Origin of the sequence: Sporosarcina ureilytica (assembly GCF_001753205.1) — a bacterium.
Taxonomy (GTDB): domain Bacteria; phylum Bacillota; class Bacilli; order Bacillales_A; family Planococcaceae; genus Sporosarcina; species Sporosarcina ureilytica.
Map to the genome: position 1 here is coordinate 50,745 of NZ_CP017560.1, position 26,204 is coordinate 76,948.

Genomic DNA, 26,204 nt, shown 5'->3' on the forward strand with positions numbered 1-26,204 from the left:
TTATTCACATTTAAGTGGTATGCGAGTCCAGGTACAGTTCATTATTAATAATAAAAAGACATCCAATTAGCCGTTCGTTCGACTAATTGGATGCCTTTGGACTAATTACTTATTATCCTTAAATACTTTCTTCACAACGCTTATGATGAAATCAACGTCTTCATCTGTACATGAAAGCGGCGGACTTAGCGCGATAACATTATTAAACCCTGCAACCGTGTCACCATTTCTACCGACAATAAGCCCATTTTCTTTGCAGTCGCCCATAAGTTTAGCGATACGCTCATTTGAAGCTGGCTCGCGCGTCTCTTTATTTTCGACAACTTCAATCCCTAGTAGAAAGCCCAGTCCACGGATTTCCCCAACGTTAGGGTGATCCTTCAATTCAGCCAATTCGTTTTGCAATCGATTCCCGAGCTCGACTGAACGATCAAATAAATTTTCTCGCTCCATAATTTCGATATTTTTCAGTGCTAGGGCACAAGCCGCGGGATTTCCACCAAATGTATTAATATGGCGAAGGTGACTATTCTCTTCCCCTGTATCAAACTTTTCATAAATATCTTTTCGAACAGCCGTTACCGACAACGGTAAGTAAGCGCTCGTAAGCCCTTTAGCCATTGTTACGATATCCGGCTTCACTTTGTAGTTTTGGTGACCAAATGCTTTTCCAGTGCGCCCGAATCCACAGATCACTTCATCAATAATGAGTAGAACGCCGTGACGGTTACAAATCTCTTGTACTTTTTCTAGATAAATAGGATGTGGGACGAGAACCCCGCCACCTGTAATAATTGGTTCCATAATAATGCCGGCAATCGTCTCTTTTTGTTCCCAAATAATTTTCTGTTCAAATTCCTCGGCACGTTGAATATTATACTCTTCCACAGATTGACCGGCAGGACGACGATAATTATCCGGCGGTGCAACATGTAAAAACCCTGGTGCAAGCGGTTCATATTTATATTTACGCAAAGCTTGACCTGTCGCCGCTAACGCCCCCATCGAACTGCCATGGTACGCACGATAACGGGATATAAACTTATAGCGGGAAGGCTCGCCATTTTGCTGATGGTATTGTCTTGCTAGTTTAAAGGCAACCTCATTCGCATCCGACCCACTATTGGAGTAAATAATTTTATAATCATCCCCAAGTAATTCATTCAGCTTTTCTGCCAAAAGGATTGCAGGCTCATGACTTTGTGTCATCGGGACGTAAGGCATTTTCTTTAACTGTTCGTAGGCAACCTCCGCCAATTCCTCTCGTCCATAGCCAACATTAACCGCCCAAAGACCAGACATTCCATCAAGATAACGATTTCCTTCATGGTCCGTGATCCATGCGCCTTCTCCACTCTCCCAAACCATTGGAGGATTCTTTTCGTTATAAGCAGAAATGTGGTGCCAAACGTTTTCACGGTCTTTCTTCACTAACGACTCTGTTCCAGTTTCTACAATTGGCATTTTATGATCTCCCCTCTTATTAATGGCGTGCTGTTAACATTTTCTTTCTTGTGTAAAACTCAATGCCGTCTTTTCCATTTGCATGAAGGTCACCGTAAAAAGACTTTTTATACCCGGAGAACGGGAAAAACGCCATTGGTGCTGGGACACCTAGATTGACACCAAGCATGCCCGCATCGATGTCTTCTCTAAATTGACGGATAGCTTTTGCACTATCTGTATATAAACAAGCGCCATTTGCAAATTCCGACTGATTTGCTAGAGCAATTGCATCGTCCAATGATTCAACTCTAACAATCGATAAAACAGGTGCGAAGATTTCCTCTTTCCAAATCTTCATTTCGGTTGTGACCTGATCAAAAATCGTCGGTCCGACAAAATAGCCGCCCTCCGATGAAGATTCATCTTTACGTCCGTCGCGTAATAGTTTGGCACCTTCTTCTACTCCCGACTCGATATACCCTATCGTTTTGTCCTTATGGGAATCTCTAATTACAGGACCAAGGAATATGTCTTTTTCTAGTCCATTTCCAATTGTCATTTGATTCGCCTCGTCTACTAATCTGTCGACGAGTTCATCTGCAATATCGCCAACTGCAACAACAACCGCACAAGCCATACACCTTTCACCTGCGGAACCAAATGCTGCGTTCATTATATTTGTTACCGTTAAATCCATATCTGCGTCGGGCATAACAATGGAGTGATTTTTTGCCCCTGCAAGTGCTTGTACCCGTTTACCATACGATGTGCCCGTTTTATAAACATATTCTGCAACGGGCTGAGAACCGACAAATGATACCGCCGGAATATCCGGGTGGCTTAATATTCCATTTACAATATCATGCGCACCGTGCACAACGTTAAATACCCCTTCCGGTAATCCAGCTTCTTGCAGCAACTCGGCCAATCGATTCGCTAAAAGCGGTGTTCTTTCTGACGGTTTCAAAATAAATGTATTTCCACTTGCGATTGCGAGTGGGAACATCCAACAAGGCACCATCATCGGAAAGTTAAACGGGGTAATCCCACCGACTATCCCTAACGGATAACGATACATTCCTGATTCAATATCAGTCGCAATATCCGGCAATTGTTGCCCCATTAGGAGAGACGGCGTGCCTGTAGCAAATTCAACACATTCAATGCCTCTAAGCACTTCGCCGTATGCCTCATTGTAATTTTTACCATTTTCTATCGTAATGAGCTTCGCAAGCTCATCCCAGTTTTCCGTTAACAATTGTTGATATTTAAATAGAATTCTTGCACGTTGCGGAGATGGAACTTTTCTCCACGTGGCAAATGCTTTTTTAGCCGCTGCAACTGCTTTTTCTAGATCTTCCTCCGTTGAAATTGGGACTTCTCCCAAGATTTCACCTGTTGCAGGATTAGGCACCTCTTCATATTTAGTTGTCGTTGACTTTACCCATTGTCCACCAATAAAATTTGAAAGCGTTTGCTTTTCAGTCGCTAAAATACTCAACGTAACTCCTCCTTTATTCGTATCCTTGCCAACGAATTAGTTATTCGATATACTTCACTTTATATAATACGAATATTTCCAATACTTTTCATTTTACATAGTGTAAAATCATTCACTCGACAATTTAACGTTTTGGAGGAGGCATCGCTGATGAACGAGTTAAAGTTAACCGTACAGGATGTATTACAACGTAAATCGTTCCATTGTGCAAAAGTTATCGCAGGAAGGACTGGTTTAAACCGGCAAGTGAAATGGTCACATATATTGGAAACAAAGGATTTTGAATCACTTATTAACGGGGGAGAACTCATTCTAACGACCGGAGTGGGGCTCCGGCTTGACCGTTCAACTCAACTACAATATGTAAAAAAACTCATTGAAAAAGAAGTAGCAGCAATATGTATAGAAATAGGTCCACATTTTTCTGAAATTCCAATTGAAATCATCAATCTAGCAAATGAAAATAACTTTCCGATTATCGCCTTTGAAGAAGTTGTTAAATTTGTCGATATCACACAAGATTTGCATACCCATATTATTAATCAACATCATGAAATGCTCTCTCAACTGGATACATTGTCCAGGAAATTTATATCCCTTTCGTTATCGCACAACGGTATCTTGAAAATTCTTCAAGAACTTCATAAACGTTTTCAACAAAATGCTATTTTTATTGATAAACGCTTAAAACCCTATTACTATCCTGCCGAAAGTAAAGAAATGATAGGGGATATTCATACGCTAATTGAACAGGAACTTAAAAATACTCACGCACAAAAAATTGTTTCAATGCACGGTCATCACTATGCTTTTATGCCCGTCCAAGGCCTTGGACAAACGTGGGGGTATTTATGTTTACAGTTTTCCGATCCTTACGCCGAGGACTTTTTGTTTCTTCTGTTAGATCGTGCAGCACTTGGCATTGCACAAATTTTGCTTCGTAATCGGACAATCGAAGAGCGGAAACAAAATATGGAAGATGAGCTTGTTAGAAATTTATTAAATGGAAGATCCTGTGATGAAGCTGATTTACACACGTATTTACCTACACCTAGTCGGAATATGTATTACCGTATTTTTGTCATTCAGTTAAATGTACCTGATATAAACATGAATGAAGAAGACTGGGAGGAAATTAAACTACAAAGATCCATGACGATACGCGCTCTTTTTAAACAAAACGGATTTTTCCCGGCAGTTTCGGTTAGAAGAAATGAAATTGCTGTGATTGCCTTTTTTCTTTCAACTAATCAATTAAGCGATGAAACGGATAGATTTACACATATTATTAATGAGATTATTCGCGTAGCAAAAAACAATTTTTCCGATGAAAATATATGCACTTTTGGGATTAGCACTGTTTATCAGAATAACTTGGATGTGATGACAGGTTACGATGAAGCAAGGAAAGTATTAGCACTCCAAAAAAAGGAAATTACAAATAATTATTTTTATGAAAATCTCGGCGTCTACAGACTACTCCTGTTATTAATAGAAAGTAATTACCTTGAGACATACGTAAAAGAATATTTATCCCCCGTCATCAATTATGACCGCGAAACAGACAGTAATTTATTCGAAACGCTTACAGTTTACCTTGAATGCAGCGGCTCGAAGAAAGAAACATCCGAGCGATTATTTATCGTTAGGCAAACCTTGTACCATCGACTAGACAGATTAGAGACACTTCTCGGTAAAGACTTTATGAAACCACCAAACCGGTTAGCCTATGAAGTTGCGATAAAAGCATATGAGCTATTGAAAAATGTATCAAGAACGAAATAACCGAACAGAAATCCGTCATCACCCACAAAAGGGTGTGACGGATTTCTATTATCGACTTATCGTTCCAACCTTTTCATATAAATTTTCCCCATCAACCTTTGACATCACAATGGGTGATAACTTCCACTCACCGCATCGACTATTAGCTGTTGTTCTTCCTCATTTCGCCTGTATTCCGCTATCCAAAACGGCCGATAAAACAATTGACTGCTAATCTGCTTTATTGTCGGCGTTGTAATAAACTTTGCTTTTGTTGAGGTATGCTCAAAGACAAATTCTTCCGCTTTTTTACTAGCCTCTTCTTGTACGATGACAATCGACGGAACGGCTAAATGTTCAACTTGGCTTTCAAAAAACTCAGGTTGTACATCTACAATTGCCCCGCGACCACCAAGTGCATCGATGGTACACCCTACCTTACCGTTAAATTTTAATAGACTTTTTGCATGCACTTTAAATTCAAAGAAATAATAGGGATAATAAATCATCCGATTAATTTGAACATCTGCTTCTTTATCAAATTGGTGAAATCCCTTTAATACGTCTTTCTCAACAAAGACCGTCTCTTGCGTCAATAATGTTTTCATGAGTACTTATCCTTATAGGAACTACTTTCTTCCGCTAAAAGCTTAGAAATTTGACTCGCTTCCGGCGCAAGATCTCGCGCAATATTTTTGTCAAAACCATTTGAGAATGTACGTTTCTTTCTGGATTCTTCAAAAATATCCTGAATATCTTGTGAAGGTTCACTGCCAAATTGACTACCAATAATCATCCCTGCAATCGATACGAGTAAGCCCGCTAAGAATGGGTGGAAACCCGTAGATGTCTCTAAGTTCATCGACGTCCATACAATATTTGTCGTCGCTCCACCAATCATTGCAAATAAACAACCAATCTTATTCGCTTTTTTAGAGTAAACAGAAGCAACGTATGGAACAAGAAAGGTATTTCCTAGAGTACCGAAAGCAAAAACAACTAACGCGAAAATGGAAGGCGGCTCATAAATCGCAACAATGACACCGACAATCCCACCCGCTAAAATACAAAGTCTAGAAACAAGTACCATCGTCTTCTGACTTGCATCTTTATTAATAAAACGTTGGTAAATATCCCTTGATAAAATAGAACCCGCTTGCATTAAAATGGAATCCGCAGTAGACATAACGGCGGACATAATTGCAGACAACAGAAGCGCCGCAAAAATTCCCGGGAATAGTGTATAGGCTAACTCTGTAATGACCATTTCCGGATCCGCGATTGTCGGTAACAATATAATTCCAATCAGCCCTAAAATATACGGCACGAAAATAAAGAATTGGTTCCAAATCGCGCCGATTAGGACAGCGCCTTTAACTGTTTTCGTACTTTTCATGGACATATGTCTAACAACAACGTGTGGCAATCCCATATACCCAATGGAATAAATCAATATCGCACCTAATACTACTCCCCACTGCCCATAAAAGGCTAAATCTTTCCCCCAAATACTTAAATACGATGTATCAAGTGCCGCCAAAGATGCGTTTAGGCCAGACAATCCGCCTACATGTAAATAGGCTAGAACCCCAATACCGACAACGCCCAAAACCATAATCATCCCTTGTACAAAAGAAGTGTAAGCAACAGCTAAATAACCGCCTGCAACCGTATAAATTAAAATAACACTAATTCCTATAACCAAAGACACCTCATAAGGAAAGCCAGTCAATGTTGACATCGCCTTACCTGCAGCAATAAACTGTGCGCAAACATATCCGAATAGAAATACGATAGAAATGACAGATCCTACAACGCGAACACTCGCACTTTCAAATCTCTTTTCTAAGTATTCAATTGGTGAAAGCGCTCCCAACTTTTCAGACATTCGTCTCATTCGCTTCCCTAACACGGAAAGGTTGACGATTGAACCCCCTGCATCCCCAATGGCGTACCATACTGCATACCAGCCATATTGAAACGCCATCGCCGGCGCACCCATAAACATAAATCCACTCATTGCGGTTGTTTGCATCGTCATGGCGGTAACTGCTGGGCCAAGTGATCTGCCTCCCAGTAGGTATTGCTCAGTTGACTCTGATGATTTACGCGAAAACCAAAGACCAATACTTAAGAGAACACCCAAATAGACGATAAAAATAATTCCATCTAAACTCATTATTTCCCCTCCATGAGATTACTCTTGTATTTTCTCTTCATTTATTTCTTCTTGGTCGTCTTCTTTTTTCATTTTGAAATACATCACAAGCGCCAATCCAACCCAAATAAATGGCCAAGGTACGATTAACCAAAACGTCTCTGCAGGTAAGTTGAACAATTTCCCACCTCATTTCTTGTCAGTTTGCGTGCAAAAAAACAAAAGGGACATCGTTAATTTCCGTTCTTAGCGAGCAATGTTTACATAAAACTTTAGTTATAAGTAACTTTTACTACTAATCTGGTATACTTAATAACCCCCACTCCACAATTACATAATATAAAGTTTATTCAAAGAATTCAAATTAGTCATTTCACATAATGTAAAATGAATGGCGGGTTTTCTATACTTTTCGTTTATTCACTCTAGTGGAGGTCGAAACAATAATTTCAAGGACTTCTTTCTAATTAACCTAAGATTGATATTGTGCAAGGTATTCCCCACAAATCTGCTAAATATGGTATACTAGTATGTACAAGTTTTATTGATCCGTATCAATAGTACTTGTCTTCTTGTCTTCGACAACGTATATGCTTAGGCATAGCCTAGGCATTTTTACATTCACGTCTAAGATAAATAGAAACCATTTGGGAGGGATTCGAATGGCTTTTCCACGTAAGGAAAGACCAATATCGGATTTTGTTGCAGCACGCAAAGTCGATGAAAAAATTTCATTTGTTCGTAATAACCATGAAGTCAGTGGAACGATTTACAAGATTCTAGAAAACTCCGTAATTGTTCAACTATCTAATGAGGATGCTGATTTAATTGGGGCTGCCTCAAATCTTACTGTTGTATCCCATAAGAACTATTCAATAGTCGAGTAAATCGCTATTTTATCGTCTTGTTAACCGATGATTGTCGGATAACAAGACGTTTTTTCATTTTATGAATGAACGCTCTTCAACCTTCTTCCCACTTCTCACTTCCCCGAGAATGCTTTCTCTTTTTAATTAAATGAAAGGGTCTTTCCATTAGACTCATTGCAGTAGTGTTGTCCAATATTTCGTAAATCAAAGAAATCTGATAAGATAAACACATCGTCATCGAGGAGGCTGTTTAATTATGAAAGAAAAGTTAATTGGAAGACTTGTCCGTTATGCAAAAATCGATACACAGTCAGATTTTAATAGCACGGAGTGTCCAACAACACCAGGACAATGGGATTTGCTTCATGTTTTACAAAAAGAGCTTGAAGAGGTTGGATTAGAAGAAATTACGCTTGATGAAAATGGGTATTTATTCGCGACACTTCCCGCTAATACGGATAAGAATGTCCCTACGATTGGCTTTCTAGCTCACGTGGATACGGCAACAGATTACACGGGTAAAAACGTGAAACCGCAACGGATTGACAACTATGACGGAAAAGACGTTCAGTTGAATGAGGACACAGTCATGGCTGTCAAAGATTTTCCGGAATTAACAAAATATGTAGGACATACATTAATTACAACTGACGGTACGACACTGCTTGGTGCGGATAATAAAGCGGGTATCGCAGAAATTGTGACAGCGATGGAATACTTGCTTGCCAATCCAGATATTAAACACGGAAAAATTCGTATAGCTTTTACACCAGACGAAGAGATTGGTCGAGGTCCACATAAATTTGATGTTGAAAAATTTGGCGCAAAATATGCGTATACGATGGATGGTGGCCCGTTAGGTGAGCTGCAATATGAAAGTTTCAATGCGGCGGGCGCTGAAGTAACGTTCCACGGAACAAGTGTACATCCAGGTTCGGCAAAAGATAAAATGGTGAATGCAATCTTACTTGCGAATGAGTTCCAAAACGCGATGCCAAGCGAGGAAATTCCTCAAAAAACGGATGGCTATGAAGGATTTATCCATTTAATGCAATTCGAAGGAGATGTTGAGGAATCAACACTTCGATATATTATTCGTTATTTTGACCGTGAGACTTTTGAAAATCGCAAACAACTTATGCTTGATACGGCAGCAGCGTTACAAGAGAAATACGGCGAGCATACCGTAGAAATCCAGGTTGAGGACCAATATTATAATATGCGAGAAAAAATCGAACCTGTAATGGAAATTGTGGACATTGTTTCGGATGCGTTCAAAAAGCTAGACATTGAACCGAATATTGTCCCGGTTCGCGGCGGAACAGATGGCTCTCAGCTATCTTATATGGGCATGCCAACACCAAATATCTTTACAGGCGGAGAAAATTACCACGGCAAATATGAATATATTTCAGCCGATAATATGGAACTTGCAACGAAAGTCATTATTGAAACGGTACAGCTTTTCGAAGAGCGCGCATAAATAAAAGGGGGAGATAACATGAGGGAAATTGGGATAGGCATACTCTCTTCTATCTTTTTTGCGGTAACTTTTATTTTAAATCGTTCGATGGAATTATCAGGAGGGAGCTGGCTATGGAGCTCCTCCCTCCGTTTCTTTTTTATGTTACCATTTTTATTGGTCATCGTTTATTACAGAAAAGGATTTGCACCAATGAAGAAAGAAATGCGACAACAACCCCTTCCCTTTTTCCTTTGGAGTGTCGTCGCTTTTGTTTTATTCTACGCTCCCCTTACATATGCCGCTGCATTCAGTCCTGGGTGGTTAGTTGCGGGAACATGGCAATTAACCATTCTAGCAGGTGTTCTATTAACGCCGTTTTTTATGTTGACCATTCAAACAAAAAATGGTCCGCAAAATGTTCGACAAAGAATACCACTCGTTTCTTTAAGTATAACTTTCATTATTTTAATCGGTGTCGTGTTCATTCAAATTCCACATGCCCAAAACGTGACAATTCAAACTTTGTTATTTGGCGTTTTACCAATATTATTCGCAGCATTCGCTTATCCTTTTGGCAATCGTAAAATGATGGCGTTACTGGATGGGCGGCTTGATACTTTTCAGCGTGTATTGGCGATGACGATGATGACGATTCCTGTTTGGGCATTAATCTCCATCATTGCATTGGTTACAGTTGGCCTCCCTTCTATGAGCCAACTTATTCAGTCGTTTATCGTTGGAGTTAGTTCAGGCGTAATCGCGACAACATTGTTTTTCATGGCCACTGACCGTGTACGTAATGACCAAGGAAAGTTAGCCGCAGTAGAGGCAACGCAGTCTACGCAGTTAATCTTTGTCATTCTAGGTGAAATGGCCATCCTTGGTATTGCACTTCCAACAACCCTAGCATTGTTCGGAATTATCGTCATTATTATCGGCATGTCTTTACATAGCTTTCATGCTGCGTATGGTCATTCCAATACAATTTTCAACAACCAAAAAAGCTAGTGCCCACACAACACTAGCTTTCTTAAAAATACTTAACGTTCGTATTCCCCGATTATTTCAACCGCTTCTTCAGTAATCGATGTATCGATTGCTTTATCGAAGTCAATCTCTCCACGGATAGCGCCATTTGCTTTATACGCATCATATTGTTTAAGAATATCATCTATAAACATTTTGCCGTCCGGGTCTAATCCCGTCACATGAACTTTCTCCCATAATTCATGATCTTTCATCGCTGTATGTTTGGTCATAATATCGATAATCTCATCTTTGTTTATCCCTTTAATAAAGGCATCGTTATAGTCGCGGACGCCTTTTAAATAAGCCGCCATAAAACGTAAGGAAACATCTTTTTCTACATTCATAAAGTTTGGCGAACCAAGTACCAATGCAATTTGTGATTCAGGCGCATAATCTGTCGCATCCCCGAATCGTACGTGAAAGCCATTTTCAACACCTTGTGTAATAAGAGGCTCGATATTAAGTGCAGCATCAATGGTTTCCCCATCAATCGCACCAAGCATGCTTCCAAAGTCAGCCATTAATACAAATTCAACATCATCTTTTGTAAGCCCCGCATGCTTAATCATTTCCTCAAAAATATATTCGTCAATTGAATTATGTGAGGAAACGGCAATTCTCTTACCTTTGAAATCTGCATAGTCTTTTATTTCATCGACCATATGGTTACCAATGACGAAAGTGAAATAAGATTTCCCCGGATTATTATGACCTTTATCTGCAATAATCTTAACGTCAATGCCTTGTGCGATGGCGTTAAAGAAAGATGCTGTTGACACGCCGCCAGCAATATCGACTTCCCCCGCTGCAAGGGCTGGTAACATGTCATCACTGTTGCTAAACTGCGCAAATTCTACTTCAATATTATAGTCTTCGAAATATCCCTTCTCAGTAGCGATATAGAAACCTGCCCCCGACGCCGCCCCGTCCTCAGCAATCACAACTTTCTCGCGCTTTTCAAGTGGCGCTAAATCTCCGGATGGATGCACTGTTTCCGAATTATCTTGCGGGTCATTATTCACCGGTGACTTCTCTGCTTCCTTTGAGGAACAAGCGCCTAATACAAGGACCAACACGAAAAGCGGAATTAGCCATCTACCCTTTAACCACTTCGTCATAAACCTCTTCCTTTCAATCCTTTTCTTTTCTCGAATTCTGAACTTCTTCTTGCAAATGCTGCCATATTTCGATAAATTTAGCGGCCATTTCAGGATTTTCTCGAATATCCTCCACTCTTCTCGGTCGAGGCAAATCTACGGTTATTTCATGAATGATTTTTCCTGGTTGTGCGCTCATTAATAAAATCCGGTCACTCAGTAATAATGCCTCATCAATACTATGCGTAATGAATAGTACTGTTTTTCCAGTTTCCGCCCAAATCGACAATAACTCTTCTTGTAAAATAAATTTATTTTGCTCATCAAGTGCCGCGAACGGTTCATCCATGAGTAAAATCTCCGGATCGTTTGCAAATGCGCGGGCAATACTTACCCTTTGCTTCATTCCACCGGAAAGCTCTTTTGGATATAGCGACGAAAATTTATCAAGCCCTGTTTTCTTTAAATAATATGCCGTTCTTTCACGAATCACATCTTTCGGGATATGACGCATTTTCAGCCCGAATTCAACATTTTCCTCAACCGTTAACCAAGGAATAATGCCTCTTTCTTGGAAAACCATCGATTGCAAAGGACGCCCTTCATTTTCAGTCATAATCTTGAATTCACCCACGCTTGGTGTCTCAAGTTCAGCTAGTATTCTTAAAAGCGTTGTTTTGCCACAGCCGCTTGGACCGACTAGACAAACAAACTCCCCATCTTCAATGGTCAATGTGATATCATCAAGCGCGGTCACGCTGTTTTGTTTTTTATAAAATGCTTTCGTTAAGTTCGTAATCTCAATCTTTGCTTTTTTACCCACTTACCGATTCACCTCCACGGCAACATTTTTCTCTGTAATCCACGAAGCATGAGTGAAAAAAGGTAGCCGAAAAATGAAATAAGAATCAGTCCTACATACATTTCTTTAAGTAAAAAAGCCTTGTAGGAGGTCCAAATTAAAAACCCGATTCCCGAGGTCGCTCCCATCATCTCAGCCGCCACAATCGTTAACAGTGCAATCGCCTGCCCCATTTGAATACCTTCTAACATAACAGGCAATGCGCCTGGCAATGCGATTTTCAGGAAAAAATTCACTTTTCCTGCCCCATAGTTTTTCGCAACATCTAAGTAGATAGAGTCAATATTTATGACGCCCGCTACCGTATTAATCACAACAGGGAAAAACACACTTCCAGCAATGGTAATAACCTTTGATAAATCCCCGATTCCGAATAAAATAATAATGATTGGAAGTAATGCTAACGTAGGGATTGGCATAAGTGCCATGATAATTGGGGAAATAAAATGGCGAATTGGCGAATAAAGCCCCATTAACAAGCCAATGACGACGCCAGGAATAACACCGAGGAGGAAACCTAAAATAATGCGATATAATGAAATTCCGATATGTTCAAAAAGAATACCATTTGAAATCATCTCCCAAAACGTCCCCATGATCGCGGTTGGTGGTGGAAAGAATCGAATATCCATTAACCCCGTCCTCGATAAAAACTCCCATAACATTAATAGTAATATTGGCGATGCAATTGTAAGCATCTGTTTCCAGCGTTCATTCTTCTGCTTTCTTTTCCATTCACGTTGTTCAATTTCAAACGGATTTCCTTGAAGCTCCGTCTCTTTTTTATTCAACGTTCACCACCTCTTCATATAAATTGTATGTAAACACATGGGTAGATGTGCTGGGCACACGTCTAGATACGACTAATTTAGTCGTTATTCACGGAACTTCAACAATTGGGCTATTATCTACATCTGTAAAACACAAAAAATTCACAGTCCCCATTGACTGTGAATTTTTCCTCTTCAACGATATTAAACTTAGACGAATAAACCTATTTTTTTCGCTTCAAATGAAAGTTCTTCTCTGAATTTTGGATGCGCAATGTCAATTAATGCTTCTGCCCGTTTGGAAAGGGATTTCCCGTACAAATGTGCAATACCGTATTCAGTCACAATGTAATCAACATCATTTTTAGAAGTTGTAACGACGGAACCTGGCGTTAATTGTAATTTAATTCTAGAAATCGTATCGTTTTTTGCGGTGGAATGCATACAAATAAACCCTTTTCCAAATTCCGAAAAACGAACGCCTCGGGCAAAATCAGCTTGCCCACCTGTCGAAGAATAATATTGACCAGCGACGGTTTCCGATGCACATTGACCGTATAAATCTACCTCAGTCGTTGCATTAATAGAGACAAGATTTGGTTCCTTTGCCAGTTCACGCGGATCATTTACGATGCTAACTGGCAACATTTCAATAGAAGGGTTGTTATGAACAAAGTCATAAAGCCGCTTACTTCCATAAATAAAGGAAGCCACTACTTTACCCTGATTTGTAAACTTACGTGTACCATCTACTGCCCCTGCCTCGATAAGATCTACGACACTATCTGGCAACATTTCGGTATGGATACCGAGATGTTTATGATTTTTCAACATACTCATAACAGCGTTTGGGATTCCGCCAATGCCAATTTGGAGTGTATCTCCGTCACGAATTTCATTTGCGACATATTGTGCGATTTTCATGTCCTTTTCACCAATAGGCGGTGCCTGTATTTCCGATAAAGGTACATGGTTCACAACATAACCAGCAATTTGGCTAATATGGATTTGATTTTCCCCAAATGTACGTGGCATATGCTCGTTCACTTCCAAGACAAATGGAACTTTTCCGATAAATTCTGCCACATAATCCGCTTGGGTACCTAATGTAAAATAACCGTGTTCATCCATCGGCGATGCGACCGCTAACACCATTGATAGATTTGTTGTCTTTCTTAATATTCTTGGCACCTCGTGAAAAACATTTGGCACAAGTTCAACAGTACCATTTGCAAATGCCTTCCTCGTTGCGCCACTTAAAAAGTAGGAAGTATGTGAAAGATGTCCAGGCATTTTTCCTTCTATATAGGCTCGTTCTCTTAGCGCTAATAATTGATGAATTTTCACGTTTTGTAAACGAGTATAGTTTTCTTCTAATATATTTAATAAACGAATGGGTTCACCGTTCGCAATTGGTAAAATGATATCCGCGTCTTGTTCAACTAATGCAATAAAGTCATCATTTGATAGCATTTTAGACAAATTATTCTCCTCCTCCCTAATAGTATATAACAGACTGAGCGCTCGCTCAACATTAAAAAGACTCATTGTATTCTGATAATGATTCGTTATAATCAAAGTATGACAAAACTAACAACTGATCAAATTAGACAATTAAATATGTATAGCGTGTATGTCGAACAGCCTGAGCATCCGCTATTCACATTAAAAGACTTGTTACATGCCCATAAACTAGAATCTGTTTTGCACGCTATCCAAACGATTAGCCAAAGCCCAAATCAAACTGTTGCTGCTTCTTACTTTCTACGTCGTTTTGGGATGTTTATTTCTATGCAATTTTATCAATTGGCGGCCTATGACGAAGTGTGGGGTGGACAACCTGAGCAGTTTACTTTCGGCGCGAAAACTGAGTATGGAAACCAAACGATAAGCATATTTGTGAATGAAGGGGACTTTGCCGATGTGCCAGAAAATGAACGCGAAAAAATAATTCGTCACATTTTACACGACGAATGCAACGCAATCATTCAACAAGTTCGCTCCGTAGTGAATATTTCATCACTCACTTTGTGGGAAAACATTTTCGGGTTCTTATTATGGCATTACCACGTCTTATTAGAAAATCCCGCAACTGCTGAGGAAGCAAGACTAGACTTAAATCTATTAAAAGAAGACAATTTATGGAAAGGAATTGCAAAGGAATCTCTTTTCGCGAGGTATTTAAAAGGCCATGAACCAAGTGCATTGCTTAACAGGAAGGTTAGAAAAACATGTTGTTTATCCAAAGATGTTCCGGGCCTCATGCAATGTGGATTTTGTCCGTTGAAATAATCTCCATTATAAAAAGGAAGTTTCGTTTAAGAAACTTCCTTTTTCACACCCATTTACAATTCTCGAAATGCTAAATAAGACGCTTTTACGGAATAAATCGTACCTACCGCAGCGGCCCCATAAAAAATCCCCATGAAAATACCTGCCGATAAATTTCCTCGATGGCTAATGAATATCGACAACAACAATCCACTCACTGTAGCAACTGTGGACACCCAACTCGTTGGCAGTTTAAAGATTTTAAAAAGAAGAATGATGACTAGAATTACCGGAACCGCCCAAATGGCATCCCATATATTTGTATGAATAACAGGAAATTCATTTAACATCATAATCATTCCTTTTAAATTAGAATGTCCTGTCATGTTTTGTTCATACACTTATCCCCAAATCAAATACAGTAATTTGTCGAAAAAAACACGCATTCCAACATAATTGATTGGATGCGTGTCTTATCAAACTTATAATTTCCGGTAAGCTGGAACCGCCTATACACTCTTTGTGGCGGCAAGCTTGATTTCTTTTCTTCTTTCGTAAATATTACTGATAATCACTTTTCCTACCGCGTATCCAGGAATCGCAAGAAGAATGCCAAAGAAACCAGCAATATTTCCCGCTGCCAATATGATTGTAATAACCGTAAGCGGGTGAATATCCAACGTCTTCCCCATGACATTCGGTGTAATTAAATTACTGTCGGTCTGTTGTGCAATGAGTGTCACAAGGCTCACCCAAATAACCATCATCGGATCTTGTAAAAAACCGATAATTAAAGCTGGGATAAATGCAATCCAAGGACCGATAAACGGAATGACATTCATAAAAAAGGCAAAGATAACAAGCAACAGTGCATATTCTAGTCCAATAATTAAATAGCCAATATACATAATCACTGCCAATAAAAAGCTAATTAACAATTGACCTTGAATATAAGTCCGGAGCACCGTATTCATATCTCCGAGCGTCTTTTGAACCCAAGCTTTCTTTTCACCAGTGAAGAACTTACAAACAAAAGGTGACAACTTTTCGTGATCTTTTAACATAAATATAAAGAAGAAAGGCACGAGAATTAATGTAAATGTTGCTTGTAAAACGGATTGGAAGAAAGACACAATAAATTTACCAAAAACAACTGCAATCGACTGTACTGAATTTGCGGCTTTGTCAATCGCTTCATTCACTTGTGGCGGTAAATCTTCCCGATGCTGCAAAATATACTCTGTTCGATTCGTGATCTCTTTTGCAATTGTAGGCGTATTTTTCGCAAGTTTGTCCACTTGCTTCCCAACCGGTGGCCCAATAAATGACAAAAAGAGCCATACAGTTGCTACAGCGCCGATCAAAATTAACAAAATACTTCCCCAACGCGGTACCCTAAGCTTTTCCAAAAATCGTTGAATCGGTTCTGTAATATAAAAAAGTACAGCCCCTAATAACAACGGAACGAAAATCGTTTTCGCAATAATAAGAAGTGGCTCTAAAATCCAATTGATTTCAATAAAGTATTTTACAATAAGCAACGCTAATAAAATACCAACACCGACTTGAAACCACACTTTTCTTGTCACTAACTCACCACTCCTTTCAAATAATATTAGTTATATAAGCTATCAATTAAGTATACGTTGTTTTACGTGGAAGTTCGATGAAATTTTCACATTTTGCGATAATTGAAGAGCCATCAACTTTTGTCGTTGATGACTCTAACCATTTTTCTTTATTCAACGCGAAGGATAATCCGATTGCCCGATGGATCTTCTACATTAAAACGATTAACGCCCGCGGTCACTTTGCTTCCCAAAGCTTCTACTTTTCCAATTGCTTCCTTTAACACGGATTCAGTTGGGTAAATTAGTGTGTATGCTTGTAGGCCTACACTATTTTCTGACGGACGGGCATCTCCCCCGCCGTGCCAAGTATTTAATCCAATATGATGGTGGTACTTTCCGTTTGCCATAAATAATGCTTGCGGATAATTAGCGACAACTTCAAATCCAAGTGCATTATAAAATGCTTCTGCTTCTGATAAACTGGCAACGTGTAAGTGGATATGTCCCATTAGCGTTCCCGCGGGAAGTCCATTCCATACGCGACCTTCACTTTCAGCCACAACGCTTTCTGCATCGAGCTGGTCTGTGCTCATCGCTACCTTCCCATTGTCCCAACTCCAAACTTCCGGTTTACGATCTGTATATATCTCAATCCCGTTACCGTCTGGATCTGATAAATAAAGAGCTTCACTCACTTTATGATCAGATGCCCCCAGCGCAACATTATGTTCGACAAGGTGCTTAATAATCATGCCTAAATCTGCTCTTTCTGGTAATAAGAGAGCGAAATGATATAAGCCAGTCCTTCTAGGTTCTTTTGGAATACCATTTTCAGGTTGCTCAACAATTAACAGCGGCGTCTTGCTATCTGCTGTGAATACTACTTTATTTTCCTCTTCTTCAAGAATTTCAAATCCAATAATTTCGGTGTAAAATTGCTTGCTTCTATCCAAATCCAATACATTCAGATAAACTTCACCGGTATATGTGCAAGGTGATTGATGAAAATTCATATATACTACCTCCATTTAGTTACTAACTTACTTTATGTAACTAACTTTATATGTTACAATGGTAATTGTCAACTAATATTTATTTCAATGAAAGGTGCTTTATTCTATGAATGAATTTGAACTTTGTCCCCGTTTCGAAAAAACGGTTTCTATTTTAAGCCAACGTTGGACAGCACTTATTTTGTACCAATTAATGTCTGGTCCACAGCGCTTTTGCACCATGACCGATAAGCTTGGTATCAGTGGTAAGACATTATCGGAACGCCTAAAGGATTTAGAACAACAAGATTTTGTCATCCGGAACGTTTATCCAGAAACCCCTGTCCGAATTGAATATTCATTATCCGAAAAAGGTATGTCATTGATGCCGATCATGAGTGAGATTGAGAATTGGTCGAAGAAATGGGTAACAAGAGAAGAGATTGTAGAACAAAAATAAAGCCGGTTGCCTACTGTTAGTAACCAGCTTTATTCAATATGCCATCCAGATTTAGGCGACGTCTTTATTGCTTAGAATGTCCTACCTTCAGATTTTATTTTAAAAGATAAATAGCCATCTACTTTACTTTTAGTAGACGGCTAATTATTAGACTGCTATCTTTTTATTCCTTGCAAGCCAAATATATGAAAGGACCGCAATTAAAGCTGAAGAAAAGATAATTGCCCCCATTGGAACTGCCGTTTCTTCTCCTGCTATTCCTACTAACGGTGCTGTAATCGCCCCTAACAGGAAAGGCAGCAAACCCAATAAAGCTGAGGCACTGCCCGCAATATGGCCTTGGGATTCCATGGCCAATGAAAATGAAGATGTCGCAATGACGCCAATTGAAGCGACAAAAAAGAAGATTGGTACGACAATTGTAATGAGCGGACCATTAAATAATACTGCAAGGAGCAGAAATGCCCCTGAACTAATGGACATCAATAAACCGATTTCTAAAAAACGTCTTTCCGATAAAACACCAGTTAGACGTCCTACTGTTTGTGTTCCCATAATAAGCCCCAGGCCATTCATGCCAAACAACAAGCTAAACGTTTGTGGTGATACACCGTAAATATTTTGATAAACAAATGGTGTTCCAGCGACGTAGGCAAATATCCCTGCCATAATAAACCCTTGGGCCAGTGCATACCCCATAAATTCTCGGTTTCTTAATAATGAAACAAAGTTTTTAATCATATCAGATAGATTGCTAGGCACACGCATTTCTTCCGGCAACGATTCTTCCAATCGCCACAACACAATGGCAAATAATAAAAATCCAATTGCGCTTAGGACTGCAAATACCCCTGTCCAATCAGTAAGAGCTAGAATTCCGCCCCCAAGGACGGGCGCAAGAATAGGTGCTAAATTATTAATGAGCATGAGCAGAGCAAAAAACTTTGTTAATGCACGTCCGCTATATACGTCTCGGACAATGGCTCTTGAAATCACAATTCCTGCTGAAGCAGCAAAACCTTGCATGAAGCGTGCTGCAATGAAAAAACCGATGCTTGGTGAAAACATACATAGAGCAGAAGCAATAAAATAAACAATGAGTGCAATAAGTAACGGCTTCTTCCGTCCATGGACATCGCTCATTGGACCAAGTATAAGCTGTCCAATTCCGATGCCTAAAAGACAAGCGGTTAAGCTTACTTGAACAAAAGAAGCCGTCGTGTCAAAAGACGTAACAATTGTAGGAAATGAAGGCAAGTACATATCAATTGTCAACGGTCCCATTGCCGCTAACGCACCAAGAAGCAACGCAAATCGTAACCTTTTAATTCCATTTATTGTAGACAAATTTTAAAACAACCTTTCTTTTCAAGGAAATGATTCCAATATATAACGACTGAATTATTCGCTATATGTTATCGTATAACTCTAGCATTGTACATCTTGTTGTTTCTTGAAAAGAAAGTTTTCCTAGTCCTTAAACGATTGGTAGATTCGATTCAGACTCACAAACCTCCTAACCTCAATTTATAATTGTTCTCCTTTTGAATACAGGAATGTTTACTATCCTGGATATAATTCCCTTAAAAACTGAATGGATTGCGTAATATGTGTCTTCAAGACATCTTCATTAACATCATCGAGTTTATTAATATAAACACATGCTTTTCCTGTTGTATGTTTGCCAAATTCTTTTAGCAGTTCTTCTCGTCTTGGGTCACCGCTTGCAAAATATAAACTGATTTTTGCTTTTCTTGGAGAAAAACCGACGAGCGGCGCGTCTCCTTCGTGACCAGATTTATATACGTAATGATAAGAACCGAACCCTATTATGCTTGGGCCCCACATTTTTGCGGGGAATCCAGATGTTTCTGTAAAAATGTCAAGCAATCGGTAAGCGTCTTCTCGCTTTTTGAGATTTTCCACGCCTTCAATAAACTCAATGACACTATTATCATTTTCCTTTGTTTTTAATTCATACATTATTGATTTCACCCCCATCCATAGAATTTCTATTCCTTCCTTTTCTACCTTGCGTAGAAAATTCCTTCTTTTTTAACTTCTAACTAAATAGGCCGTTAAAATCCTTCACAATGGGTAAGCTAATCATTGATCGAAATAAAACCTTGAGGAGGAAGACATTGTGAATAAAATGGCTTTAGCAGCACTTGGAATCGGTGCAGCGTACTTAATGCAAAATAAGGGCGCGAGGAACAAACTGATGAAACAAGTTGAGACATTCACAGGGATGTCCATGGGAATGAATAAAAATTCAGGAACAGGAACATCGTCATAAGACTTCTTCATTTTTCGATCAAACAGAAAGAGCTACCGTTTTCGGTAGCTCTTTTCTTATGTTGGTTAAAAGTTATCCGTTCCCATCGCAATAAAGCTTACTCTTGAAATGTTGACAGCCATTCATTAATTCGCCTTATTACTTCTTCTTCTAGTTGCTCCAACGGCATCGCATGATTATCTTGGTCTGGTTGCATTTGAAACCAATCAACGTCATCGTCTTTATAATATCCCTCATATTTCTTGTCGTCGAGGATAACTTCGAAATGCCATCTTTGATGTGAACTATTTTCAAGAACATCTTCAACTATCCTAAGGCTTTGAATCATTTGAATTCCTCCTTCTGCTTTACTGAATAACCGATTTCAATCCTTATTCTATCCAATAAAGCTCAATTCATTACTCAGTTTTACAATATTCTAATCTGCCCGAATGGCATGGATGGAATATTTTCAAAACCGAGAATAGGAATTCTTTCTTCTTGTATGATTACTTCCCTAAAAGGCAGTTCAATTATATATTCACCGATTCGGTAAGGTCTAACATCAATCTGTTTTTGCACAAATGGATTACTTGTTACTAACGTAACCATCCCTGTACTGACATTAGTTGCCTCTACAGAAAAACGATAACTTTTAAGTATTGCATAAGGGAAGACCTCATAAGCATCATCTAAATCTGTTAAACATATTTTTTTAATGAATTCATTTTTATTTCCACGAAATGCAATGAAACCATTTTCTAAGTCGAGGATATTATTTGATTTTAAATAATATTGACGGTGATAAGAGATGAGTTCATATTCTTTGCTATTCTTAAGTGCAAAACGCCCTTTTCTTATCATATTATCTCCTCCGATTTATCTCCAATCTACTAAAACTATTAAAAGATGCTTTTTAAATAAAGTTTTGATGTACGCTTTATTACATCGCCCAATAATTTACTGAATCTTTTAAAAATAATTACATATAAGTATACAGATTAGATTAGAAAAAAGAAAGCATTATTTTGTCTTATCTTCCGAGTTAACAAATAGTATTATACTACTAATTTTAGCTGATATTGTCGTAAGTGACTGAATCATAGAGAAATGGGATGAACGATTATGTTTAATAAATTGTTCTGCGGGGAAATTATGGCTTAACTACAAATTGGAGGTATTGCAAATGAGTGCAAAAGGATTTTCCGACAAAGTGAAAGGGTTTATTAACGAAACAAAAGGCGAATTGAAAGAACAAATTGGAGATGCTACCGATAATGCTAAATTAGAAGCAAAAGGAAAATTGGACAAGCTTAAAGGCGAAGCGCAAAAAAAGACTGGCGAATTGAAAGATAAATTTAATAAGAAGTAATTATAATAATAGAACTGATCCATAACTTTCCTCCTCTTTATTACAATTAGTATATATGCACCTTATTTTCCGAAAAAAACAAACATGTTTAGTCTTACAATGATATGTGAATAATATTAGAAAGGGAATTTCACCTCGAAAGGAGCGTGAATAAGTTGGAAAAAAAGAAATCATTTACTGAACGAGATCGAAAAGATGCGGAAGGTCCATTTATGGATAACCCCGAACATTTAAAAACAGATAAAGAGAGTATTTACGATATGCATGAAGATATGATGACCGTGGACTCGATTCCACTTGAGGATTTAAAAATGGAAGAACGGGAAGAAAAAATTCATCGTGATTCGAAAAATAGATCTTCTAGTCAAGATAAGTTTCCTGGTTCATAAAAACAGCGCTTCTCACTAATCGAGAAGCGCTATCTTTACAGTAAACATTTCGCGAAGTTTGTCGTATTTCCTGGGAAATTAGTTTGGGATAATAATTTGAGGATTATATCGTTATTTTTGAAGCATTCTTCTTCAACATAAAAATGCCGAAGATCATCAGTACAAAGATAAGGAATAAAGTTACAAGCACACTCCACCATAGGTTTGATACTTCTAGTGAACCATTTAACGTTTCTGTTGCATACATCGATAATTTCCAAGGAGAAACCGACCAATATGCACCTAAGATGCTTTCAATCACTTGAAAAACTAAAGTAATCATCAAGGAAATTGTTGCGGCGATACCAGTTGAAAATGTCGCACTACAAGTGAGTGTAACTGTAACGACAAATAGGATCCATAAGCTATACACGCCAAAAAACTCAAGAAGTTGCATGAAATTCACGTGACTAAAAAGCATTTCAATATAATACCAAGCACTTAAGAAACCGAGGAAAAGACTTACGATGGTCAGACTACCCAAGACAACCCATTTACTTAAGTAGTACTGGCCAAACGAAATCGGACGAACATAGACGAGTGTTGCTGTACCATTTTTTCGCTCCCCCGAAATACTGCCCATCAATGCAAGGACGATGACAAGAATCCCTATGGTTTGATATTGTCCAAGTAAGGATATAAAAATCTCTTCTCCAGTAAATTCAGGCCATATAAACTCCATGCCTTCCGGGAGATTCCCGACGCTTTTCATAATTTCAGGTAAATAGTAATTTGTTAAAGGTTCCATTACACCAAAGATGATAAAAAACAATGGAATCCATAAGATTTTAAAGTTGCGGCAGTTCTCACGCCACTCTTTTTGAAGAAACACTTGAAATTTCCCCATTAGACCATCGCTACTTTCATAAAAATTTCCTCTAAGCTTGCTGTTTGTTGTTCAACTTTACGAATTTGAAAGTTGCCTTCATGTAAAACAGATAAAACCGTGGACATATTTATAGAATCCTTTTCTGCATCAATTGAAAGCTTAAGACCTTTAATCCTTGCCTGCCATGACGTTTGTTTGACAAAGCGCTGTAATTCGTTGTCAGTAAGAAACTCTATCACGATGCACGGATCAGCATGACGGTGTCTGACATCTTCTAAATTACCTTGTTCGACAAGTTCTCCTTTTCTTAAAAAAAGAAGTTTATCCGTCATCTCTTCCGCGTCATTCAAAATATGCGTTGAGTATAAGATCGTCACTTCTTGTTGCAATTCTTTTAATAAATTCATAATCTCCCTTCTTCCAACGGGATCTAGGGCAGAAACGGGTTCGTCTAACAGCAACAACTTAGGTTTATGCACTATCGCTTGCGCTAACCCAAGACGTTGCTTCATTCCGCCTGAAAATGTCATCGTTTTCTTAGTCAACGCATCTCCAAGCCCAACAAATTCAAGCGTTTTTTGTGCTTCGCGCCTTGCTTTTTTGGCGGAAATCCCACTTAATCTCGCGGCCATTTCAGTGAATTCAAGCGCTGTCATCCAAGGGAAAAACTTTGGATATTGGGGTAAAAAACCGATTAGTTCTCTGATATCTTGACGCTCCTCCTGATGAAACGTAATCTGTCCGCTTGTTGGTGTAACCAATCCTGCAAGCATCGATAATGTCGTCGTTTTCCCTGCTCCATTTGGTCCGATAAGCGCCGTTGACGTATGTTCCGTTAAATCAAAGGATATAGCGTTTGTGGCTTTTTCATCTCCGAAAGCCTTTGTTAATTGTTCAACTTGAAGTAGCATTGTTATCCATTCCTCCTTCCAAAAACGAAATAAAGAATTGGGCCGATTAAGTTGATAAAAATAATGATAAGCACCCACATTCCAACGGGTCCGTTCGTTCTTTTATGACGGCTAATATCAATGAGTGCAATAACTACTAGAATGAATTGAAGTGCAATAAGTGGCCAGATTAAATTCCACGGAATACTAGCAAGTTCAGTCATGGTTGACACATCCTTTCGATCATGATTTGAAATTAAGTTTATTATAACATTTCTGATATACTATGTATATAACAGAATCATTGTGAACATGACGAATAAGTAATTTCTTTATTTGATTGTCATATTATTTAAACCCATTCGCTTCGATACGATAATTCTGCTATCCATGGTATAATGGCCTGATGAACAAGGAGGCTTCAATTTATGAACCAATGGATTTATCCGTTAATGATTATTTTTGCGGCAAGTTGTTACGGTATTTTATCAACAATTATAAAACTTGCCATTCGAGATGGATTTACTGCTTCTGAAGCGGTCACAGCACAGTACTTTACTGGCTTTATTCTATCACTTATCATTTTTACTATTGTTCGTCGCAAATCGCCTAAATTTGGCGGTGGCGCCACACTTATATTAGCAGGACTTTTCACGGCTACTACAGGAACGGTTTATGGACAAGCCGTCACATATATGCCTGCATCTATTGCAGTTGTCATGCTCTTCCAATTCACTTGGATTGGCATGTTGTTTGACTGTATTGCGAGAAAACGATTACCGAAGCGCATTGAAGTAATTTCGCTTGTTTTATTGTTTGCCGGGACGATTTTTGCTGCTGGCGTTATTGGCGCGGATATTAGCGGAATTCCATGGCAAGGTTGGGCATGGGGATTGGCTTCAGCAGTCAGTTTTGCTTCTTTTGTAATGGTGAACTCCAAACAAGTTGAAGGAATGGACACGGAAACACGTCTGTTGTTTACGTCACTTTTTGCTGTCATTGCCATTACGTTCTTTCAATCTCCAGAAATTGTTTGGAATGGAACGTTATTTGGTGAAAACTTATGGATTTATGGTCTTATCCTTGGTTTATTTGGCATTGTGATTCCAATTTATTTATTTTCAATTGCAGTTCCAAAAGTCGGTGCAGCAACTTCATCCATTTTAAGTGCGATGGAATTACCTGTAGCGGTCACTGTTTCAGTCATTTTATTACGTGAAAACCTAACGTTTTTACAAGTTATTGGCATTCTCGTCATACTTTTCGGGATGACTTTGCCAACCGTGGAACAAAGGCGCAATGCTAGAAAAGAAAAGTTCATGGATGTTCATGAATAAAACCACTTTCTCATTGTTGAAGATGCCCTTTAAACGACAACTTCTATATGAGAAAGTGGTTTTTTATTGATCTTGTTCGGTTTTAACAAATTCCATAAAACGTTCCATCACTTCGTCAATAAACTGCAAAGTAACTTCGTGTGTAAGTTCCCCGTTTTCAAACTTTTGTCCAGCACCACCAATGAGCATTTCATTACCGGCAGCGGGCATCATTACTGCACCAACACTCGTTAATATTTGTCTTGCGTGCAATTGTGCTCTAATTGTTCCCAAGCCTCCTTGCGAGACGCCCATTAAAAGAACCGGTTTTTTCGCAATCGGTTTATCTACTCGTGATAGCCAATCCAATGCATTTTTTAACACACCTGATATTGACCAATTAAACTCAGGCGTGCTAATAAAGACAGCATCGGCGCCTTCAATCATTTTCTTAAATTGCTCAACTTCCTTTGGCGGATACATTTCTTCGTCTTCATTGTAAAAAGGAAGCTTTCCAATCGGTGCAATTTCAAGATTAAACATCGTATGATACCGCTTTTCAATCGTTTCAATTAATTGTCGATTGTAAGAATCCTCCCGCAAACTCCCAATAAGGGCTACAACTTTCATATTCCATTCTCCTCTACACATATTGAAGCATCATTCTTCAGTATGAACAATAATTCTTCAAATTAGAAAACATTTATTCCAATGAACACTTTTCGCGCATTTTACGGGGATATATAGTAAAACAACTTCATTAGAGGCCGAGTCATTTAAAGTTTATTCTCGCATTAACATGGAGACTTTTAATTTCCTTCAAAATATTAGGAATGACA

At 38.7% G+C, this 26,204-nt stretch carries 30 protein-coding genes; 10 read left to right on the top strand and 20 right to left on the bottom strand.

The features are described from left to right. Positions 1 to 105: 105 nt before the first annotated feature. Positions 106 to 1,464, bottom strand: coding sequence for an aspartate aminotransferase family protein (locus BI350_RS00255; RefSeq protein ID WP_075526312.1), 1,359 nt, complete (start codon positions 1,462 to 1,464; stop codon positions 106 to 108). Between the two features lie 19 nt (positions 1,465 to 1,483). Continuing rightward, positions 1,484 to 2,947, bottom strand: a complete 1,464-nt coding sequence (locus BI350_RS00260) for a CoA-acylating methylmalonate-semialdehyde dehydrogenase (RefSeq protein ID WP_075526313.1) — start codon at positions 2,945 to 2,947, stop codon at positions 1,484 to 1,486. A gap of 150 nt (positions 2,948 to 3,097) precedes the next feature. Between BI350_RS00260 and BI350_RS00265 the strand changes: the two genes are divergently transcribed. Beyond that, complete coding sequence (locus BI350_RS00265; RefSeq protein ID WP_075526314.1) at positions 3,098 to 4,732, top strand: PucR family transcriptional regulator; 1,635 nt, start codon at positions 3,098 to 3,100, stop codon at positions 4,730 to 4,732. A gap of 104 nt (positions 4,733 to 4,836) precedes the next feature. On the opposite strand, the gene BI350_RS00270 is transcribed toward BI350_RS00265, so the two are convergent. From BI350_RS00270 to BI350_RS17005, 3 genes are read right to left on the bottom strand one after another with little or no spacing between them, the layout of a single operon-like run. Then, positions 4,837 to 5,319, bottom strand: coding sequence for a hypothetical protein (locus BI350_RS00270; RefSeq protein ID WP_075526315.1), 483 nt, complete (start codon positions 5,317 to 5,319; stop codon positions 4,837 to 4,839). Then, positions 5,316 to 6,890, bottom strand: a complete 1,575-nt coding sequence (locus BI350_RS00275) for a sodium/proline symporter (protein ID WP_075526316.1) — start codon at positions 6,888 to 6,890, stop codon at positions 5,316 to 5,318. Before BI350_RS00275 ends, BI350_RS00270 begins: the two co-directional genes overlap by 4 nt. 18 nt (positions 6,891 to 6,908) lie before the next feature. After that, positions 6,909 to 7,049 carry a hypothetical protein gene (locus BI350_RS17005; protein ID WP_168157236.1) on the bottom strand — a complete coding sequence of 47 codons (141 nt, stop codon included), beginning with the start codon at positions 7,047 to 7,049 and terminating at the stop codon, positions 6,909 to 6,911. Between the two features lie 482 nt (positions 7,050 to 7,531). Between BI350_RS17005 and BI350_RS00280 the strand changes: the two genes are divergently transcribed. The 3 genes from BI350_RS00280 (at position 7,532) to BI350_RS00290 (ending at position 10,211) form a co-directional block, all read left to right on the top strand. Beyond that, positions 7,532 to 7,756, top strand: a complete 225-nt coding sequence (locus BI350_RS00280; protein ID WP_075526317.1) for a DUF2187 family protein — start codon at positions 7,532 to 7,534, stop codon at positions 7,754 to 7,756. Positions 7,757 to 7,994: 238 nt separating this feature from the next. Further along, on the top strand, positions 7,995 to 9,221 hold the full coding sequence (pepT, locus tag BI350_RS00285; RefSeq protein WP_075526318.1) for a peptidase T: 1,227 nt from the start codon (positions 7,995 to 7,997) through the stop codon (positions 9,219 to 9,221). Positions 9,222 to 9,239: 18 nt separating this feature from the next. After that, on the top strand, positions 9,240 to 10,211 hold the full coding sequence (locus BI350_RS00290) for a DMT family transporter (RefSeq protein ID WP_075526319.1): 972 nt from the start codon (positions 9,240 to 9,242) through the stop codon (positions 10,209 to 10,211). A 32-nt stretch (positions 10,212 to 10,243) separates the two neighbouring features. Here the strand turns inward: BI350_RS00290 and BI350_RS00295 are convergent, their stop codons facing one another. The 4 genes from BI350_RS00295 to BI350_RS00310 all read right to left on the bottom strand — a co-directional run bounded on the left by BI350_RS00295 (position 10,244) and on the right by BI350_RS00310 (position 14,434). Next, positions 10,244 to 11,350 (bottom strand): ABC transporter substrate-binding protein, encoded by a 1,107-nt coding sequence (locus tag BI350_RS00295; RefSeq protein ID WP_075526320.1) that lies wholly within the window; start codon positions 11,348 to 11,350, stop codon positions 10,244 to 10,246. Positions 11,351 to 11,363: 13 nt separating this feature from the next. Next, positions 11,364 to 12,152, bottom strand: coding sequence for an ABC transporter ATP-binding protein (locus BI350_RS00300; RefSeq protein ID WP_075526321.1), 789 nt, complete (start codon positions 12,150 to 12,152; stop codon positions 11,364 to 11,366). Between the two features lie 8 nt (positions 12,153 to 12,160). Next, on the bottom strand, positions 12,161 to 12,889 hold the full coding sequence (locus BI350_RS00305; protein ID WP_082295140.1) for an ABC transporter permease: 729 nt from the start codon (positions 12,887 to 12,889) through the stop codon (positions 12,161 to 12,163). A 282-nt stretch (positions 12,890 to 13,171) separates the two neighbouring features. Beyond that, on the bottom strand, positions 13,172 to 14,434 hold the full coding sequence (locus BI350_RS00310; protein ID WP_425423243.1) for an acetyl-CoA hydrolase/transferase family protein: 1,263 nt from the start codon (positions 14,432 to 14,434) through the stop codon (positions 13,172 to 13,174). Positions 14,435 to 14,521: 87 nt separating this feature from the next. Here BI350_RS00310 and BI350_RS00315 point away from each other — a divergent pair, with 87 nt between their 5' ends. Next, positions 14,522 to 15,253 (top strand): hypothetical protein, encoded by a 732-nt coding sequence (locus tag BI350_RS00315; protein WP_245698278.1) that lies wholly within the window; start codon positions 14,522 to 14,524, stop codon positions 15,251 to 15,253. Between the two features lie 53 nt (positions 15,254 to 15,306). Here BI350_RS00315 and BI350_RS00320 read toward each other — a convergent pair whose 3' ends face one another. The 3 genes from BI350_RS00320 to BI350_RS00330 form a co-directional block, all read right to left on the bottom strand. After that, positions 15,307 to 15,633 (bottom strand): hypothetical protein, encoded by a 327-nt coding sequence (locus BI350_RS00320; protein WP_425423235.1) that lies wholly within the window; start codon positions 15,631 to 15,633, stop codon positions 15,307 to 15,309. Positions 15,634 to 15,741: 108 nt separating this feature from the next. After that, on the bottom strand, positions 15,742 to 16,821 hold the full coding sequence (locus BI350_RS00325) for an AI-2E family transporter (RefSeq protein ID WP_075526324.1): 1,080 nt from the start codon (positions 16,819 to 16,821) through the stop codon (positions 15,742 to 15,744). Positions 16,822 to 16,970: 149 nt separating this feature from the next. Next, entirely contained in the window at positions 16,971 to 17,816 is an 846-nt protein-coding gene (locus BI350_RS00330) for a VOC family protein (protein ID WP_075526325.1), read from the bottom strand. 106 nt (positions 17,817 to 17,922) lie between these two features. On the opposite strand from BI350_RS00330, the gene BI350_RS00335 reads away from it, so the two are divergent. Next, positions 17,923 to 18,255 (top strand): winged helix-turn-helix transcriptional regulator, encoded by a 333-nt coding sequence (locus BI350_RS00335; protein ID WP_075526326.1) that lies wholly within the window; start codon positions 17,923 to 17,925, stop codon positions 18,253 to 18,255. Positions 18,256 to 18,402: 147 nt separating this feature from the next. On the opposite strand, the gene BI350_RS00340 is transcribed toward BI350_RS00335, so the two are convergent. Together BI350_RS00340 and BI350_RS00345 are read right to left on the bottom strand one after the other, a co-directional pair. Then, positions 18,403 to 19,602 carry a multidrug effflux MFS transporter gene (locus BI350_RS00340; RefSeq protein ID WP_075526327.1) on the bottom strand — a complete coding sequence of 400 codons (1,200 nt, stop codon included), beginning with the start codon at positions 19,600 to 19,602 and terminating at the stop codon, positions 18,403 to 18,405. Between the two features lie 216 nt (positions 19,603 to 19,818). Continuing rightward, positions 19,819 to 20,238 (bottom strand): DUF1801 domain-containing protein, encoded by a 420-nt coding sequence (locus tag BI350_RS00345; RefSeq protein WP_075526328.1) that lies wholly within the window; start codon positions 20,236 to 20,238, stop codon positions 19,819 to 19,821. A gap of 160 nt (positions 20,239 to 20,398) precedes the next feature. Between BI350_RS00345 and BI350_RS16790 the strand changes: the two genes are divergently transcribed. Continuing rightward, complete coding sequence (locus BI350_RS16790; protein WP_155767444.1) at positions 20,399 to 20,551, top strand: hypothetical protein; 153 nt, start codon at positions 20,399 to 20,401, stop codon at positions 20,549 to 20,551. A gap of 97 nt (positions 20,552 to 20,648) precedes the next feature. Here the strand turns inward: BI350_RS16790 and BI350_RS00350 are convergent, their stop codons facing one another. Then, on the bottom strand, positions 20,649 to 20,879 hold the full coding sequence (locus BI350_RS00350) for a hypothetical protein (RefSeq protein ID WP_075526329.1): 231 nt from the start codon (positions 20,877 to 20,879) through the stop codon (positions 20,649 to 20,651). Between the two features lie 80 nt (positions 20,880 to 20,959). Then, the gene (locus tag BI350_RS00355) at positions 20,960 to 21,394 is read right to left on the bottom strand and encodes a hypothetical protein (RefSeq protein WP_075526330.1); all 435 of its coding nucleotides are present in this window, start codon (positions 21,392 to 21,394) and stop codon (positions 20,960 to 20,962) included. 322 nt (positions 21,395 to 21,716) lie between these two features. Here BI350_RS00355 and BI350_RS00360 point away from each other — a divergent pair, with 322 nt between their 5' ends. Together BI350_RS00360 and BI350_RS00365 are read left to right on the top strand one after the other, a co-directional pair. Beyond that, complete coding sequence (locus BI350_RS00360) at positions 21,717 to 21,902, top strand: CsbD family protein (RefSeq protein ID WP_075526331.1); 186 nt, start codon at positions 21,717 to 21,719, stop codon at positions 21,900 to 21,902. A 146-nt stretch (positions 21,903 to 22,048) separates the two neighbouring features. Continuing rightward, on the top strand, positions 22,049 to 22,291 hold the full coding sequence (locus tag BI350_RS00365) for a hypothetical protein (RefSeq protein ID WP_425423236.1): 243 nt from the start codon (positions 22,049 to 22,051) through the stop codon (positions 22,289 to 22,291). Positions 22,292 to 22,394: 103 nt separating this feature from the next. On the opposite strand, the gene BI350_RS00370 is transcribed toward BI350_RS00365, so the two are convergent. Genes BI350_RS00370 through BI350_RS00380 form a run of 3 tightly spaced genes read right to left on the bottom strand, consistent with a single transcriptional unit; the run spans position 22,395 to position 24,273 of the window. After that, positions 22,395 to 23,177: an ABC transporter permease gene (locus tag BI350_RS00370; RefSeq protein WP_075526333.1), complete on the bottom strand. Its 783-nt coding sequence runs from the start codon at positions 23,175 to 23,177 to the stop codon at positions 22,395 to 22,397. After that, positions 23,177 to 24,076: an ABC transporter ATP-binding protein gene (locus tag BI350_RS00375; RefSeq protein WP_211117182.1), complete on the bottom strand. Its 900-nt coding sequence runs from the start codon at positions 24,074 to 24,076 to the stop codon at positions 23,177 to 23,179. The genes BI350_RS00370 and BI350_RS00375 overlap by 1 nt, the downstream gene beginning before the upstream one ends. Continuing rightward, on the bottom strand, positions 24,073 to 24,273 hold the full coding sequence (locus BI350_RS00380; RefSeq protein WP_075526335.1) for a PLDc N-terminal domain-containing protein: 201 nt from the start codon (positions 24,271 to 24,273) through the stop codon (positions 24,073 to 24,075). Before BI350_RS00380 ends, BI350_RS00375 begins: the two co-directional genes overlap by 4 nt. A gap of 204 nt (positions 24,274 to 24,477) precedes the next feature. On the opposite strand from BI350_RS00380, the gene BI350_RS00385 reads away from it, so the two are divergent. Next, complete coding sequence (locus BI350_RS00385) at positions 24,478 to 25,386, top strand: EamA family transporter (protein ID WP_075526336.1); 909 nt, start codon at positions 24,478 to 24,480, stop codon at positions 25,384 to 25,386. Positions 25,387 to 25,449: 63 nt separating this feature from the next. Here the strand turns inward: BI350_RS00385 and BI350_RS00390 are convergent, their stop codons facing one another. Continuing rightward, the gene (locus BI350_RS00390; RefSeq protein WP_075526337.1) at positions 25,450 to 25,995 is read right to left on the bottom strand and encodes an NADPH-dependent FMN reductase; all 546 of its coding nucleotides are present in this window, start codon (positions 25,993 to 25,995) and stop codon (positions 25,450 to 25,452) included. Positions 25,996 to 26,204 lie beyond the last annotated feature (209 nt).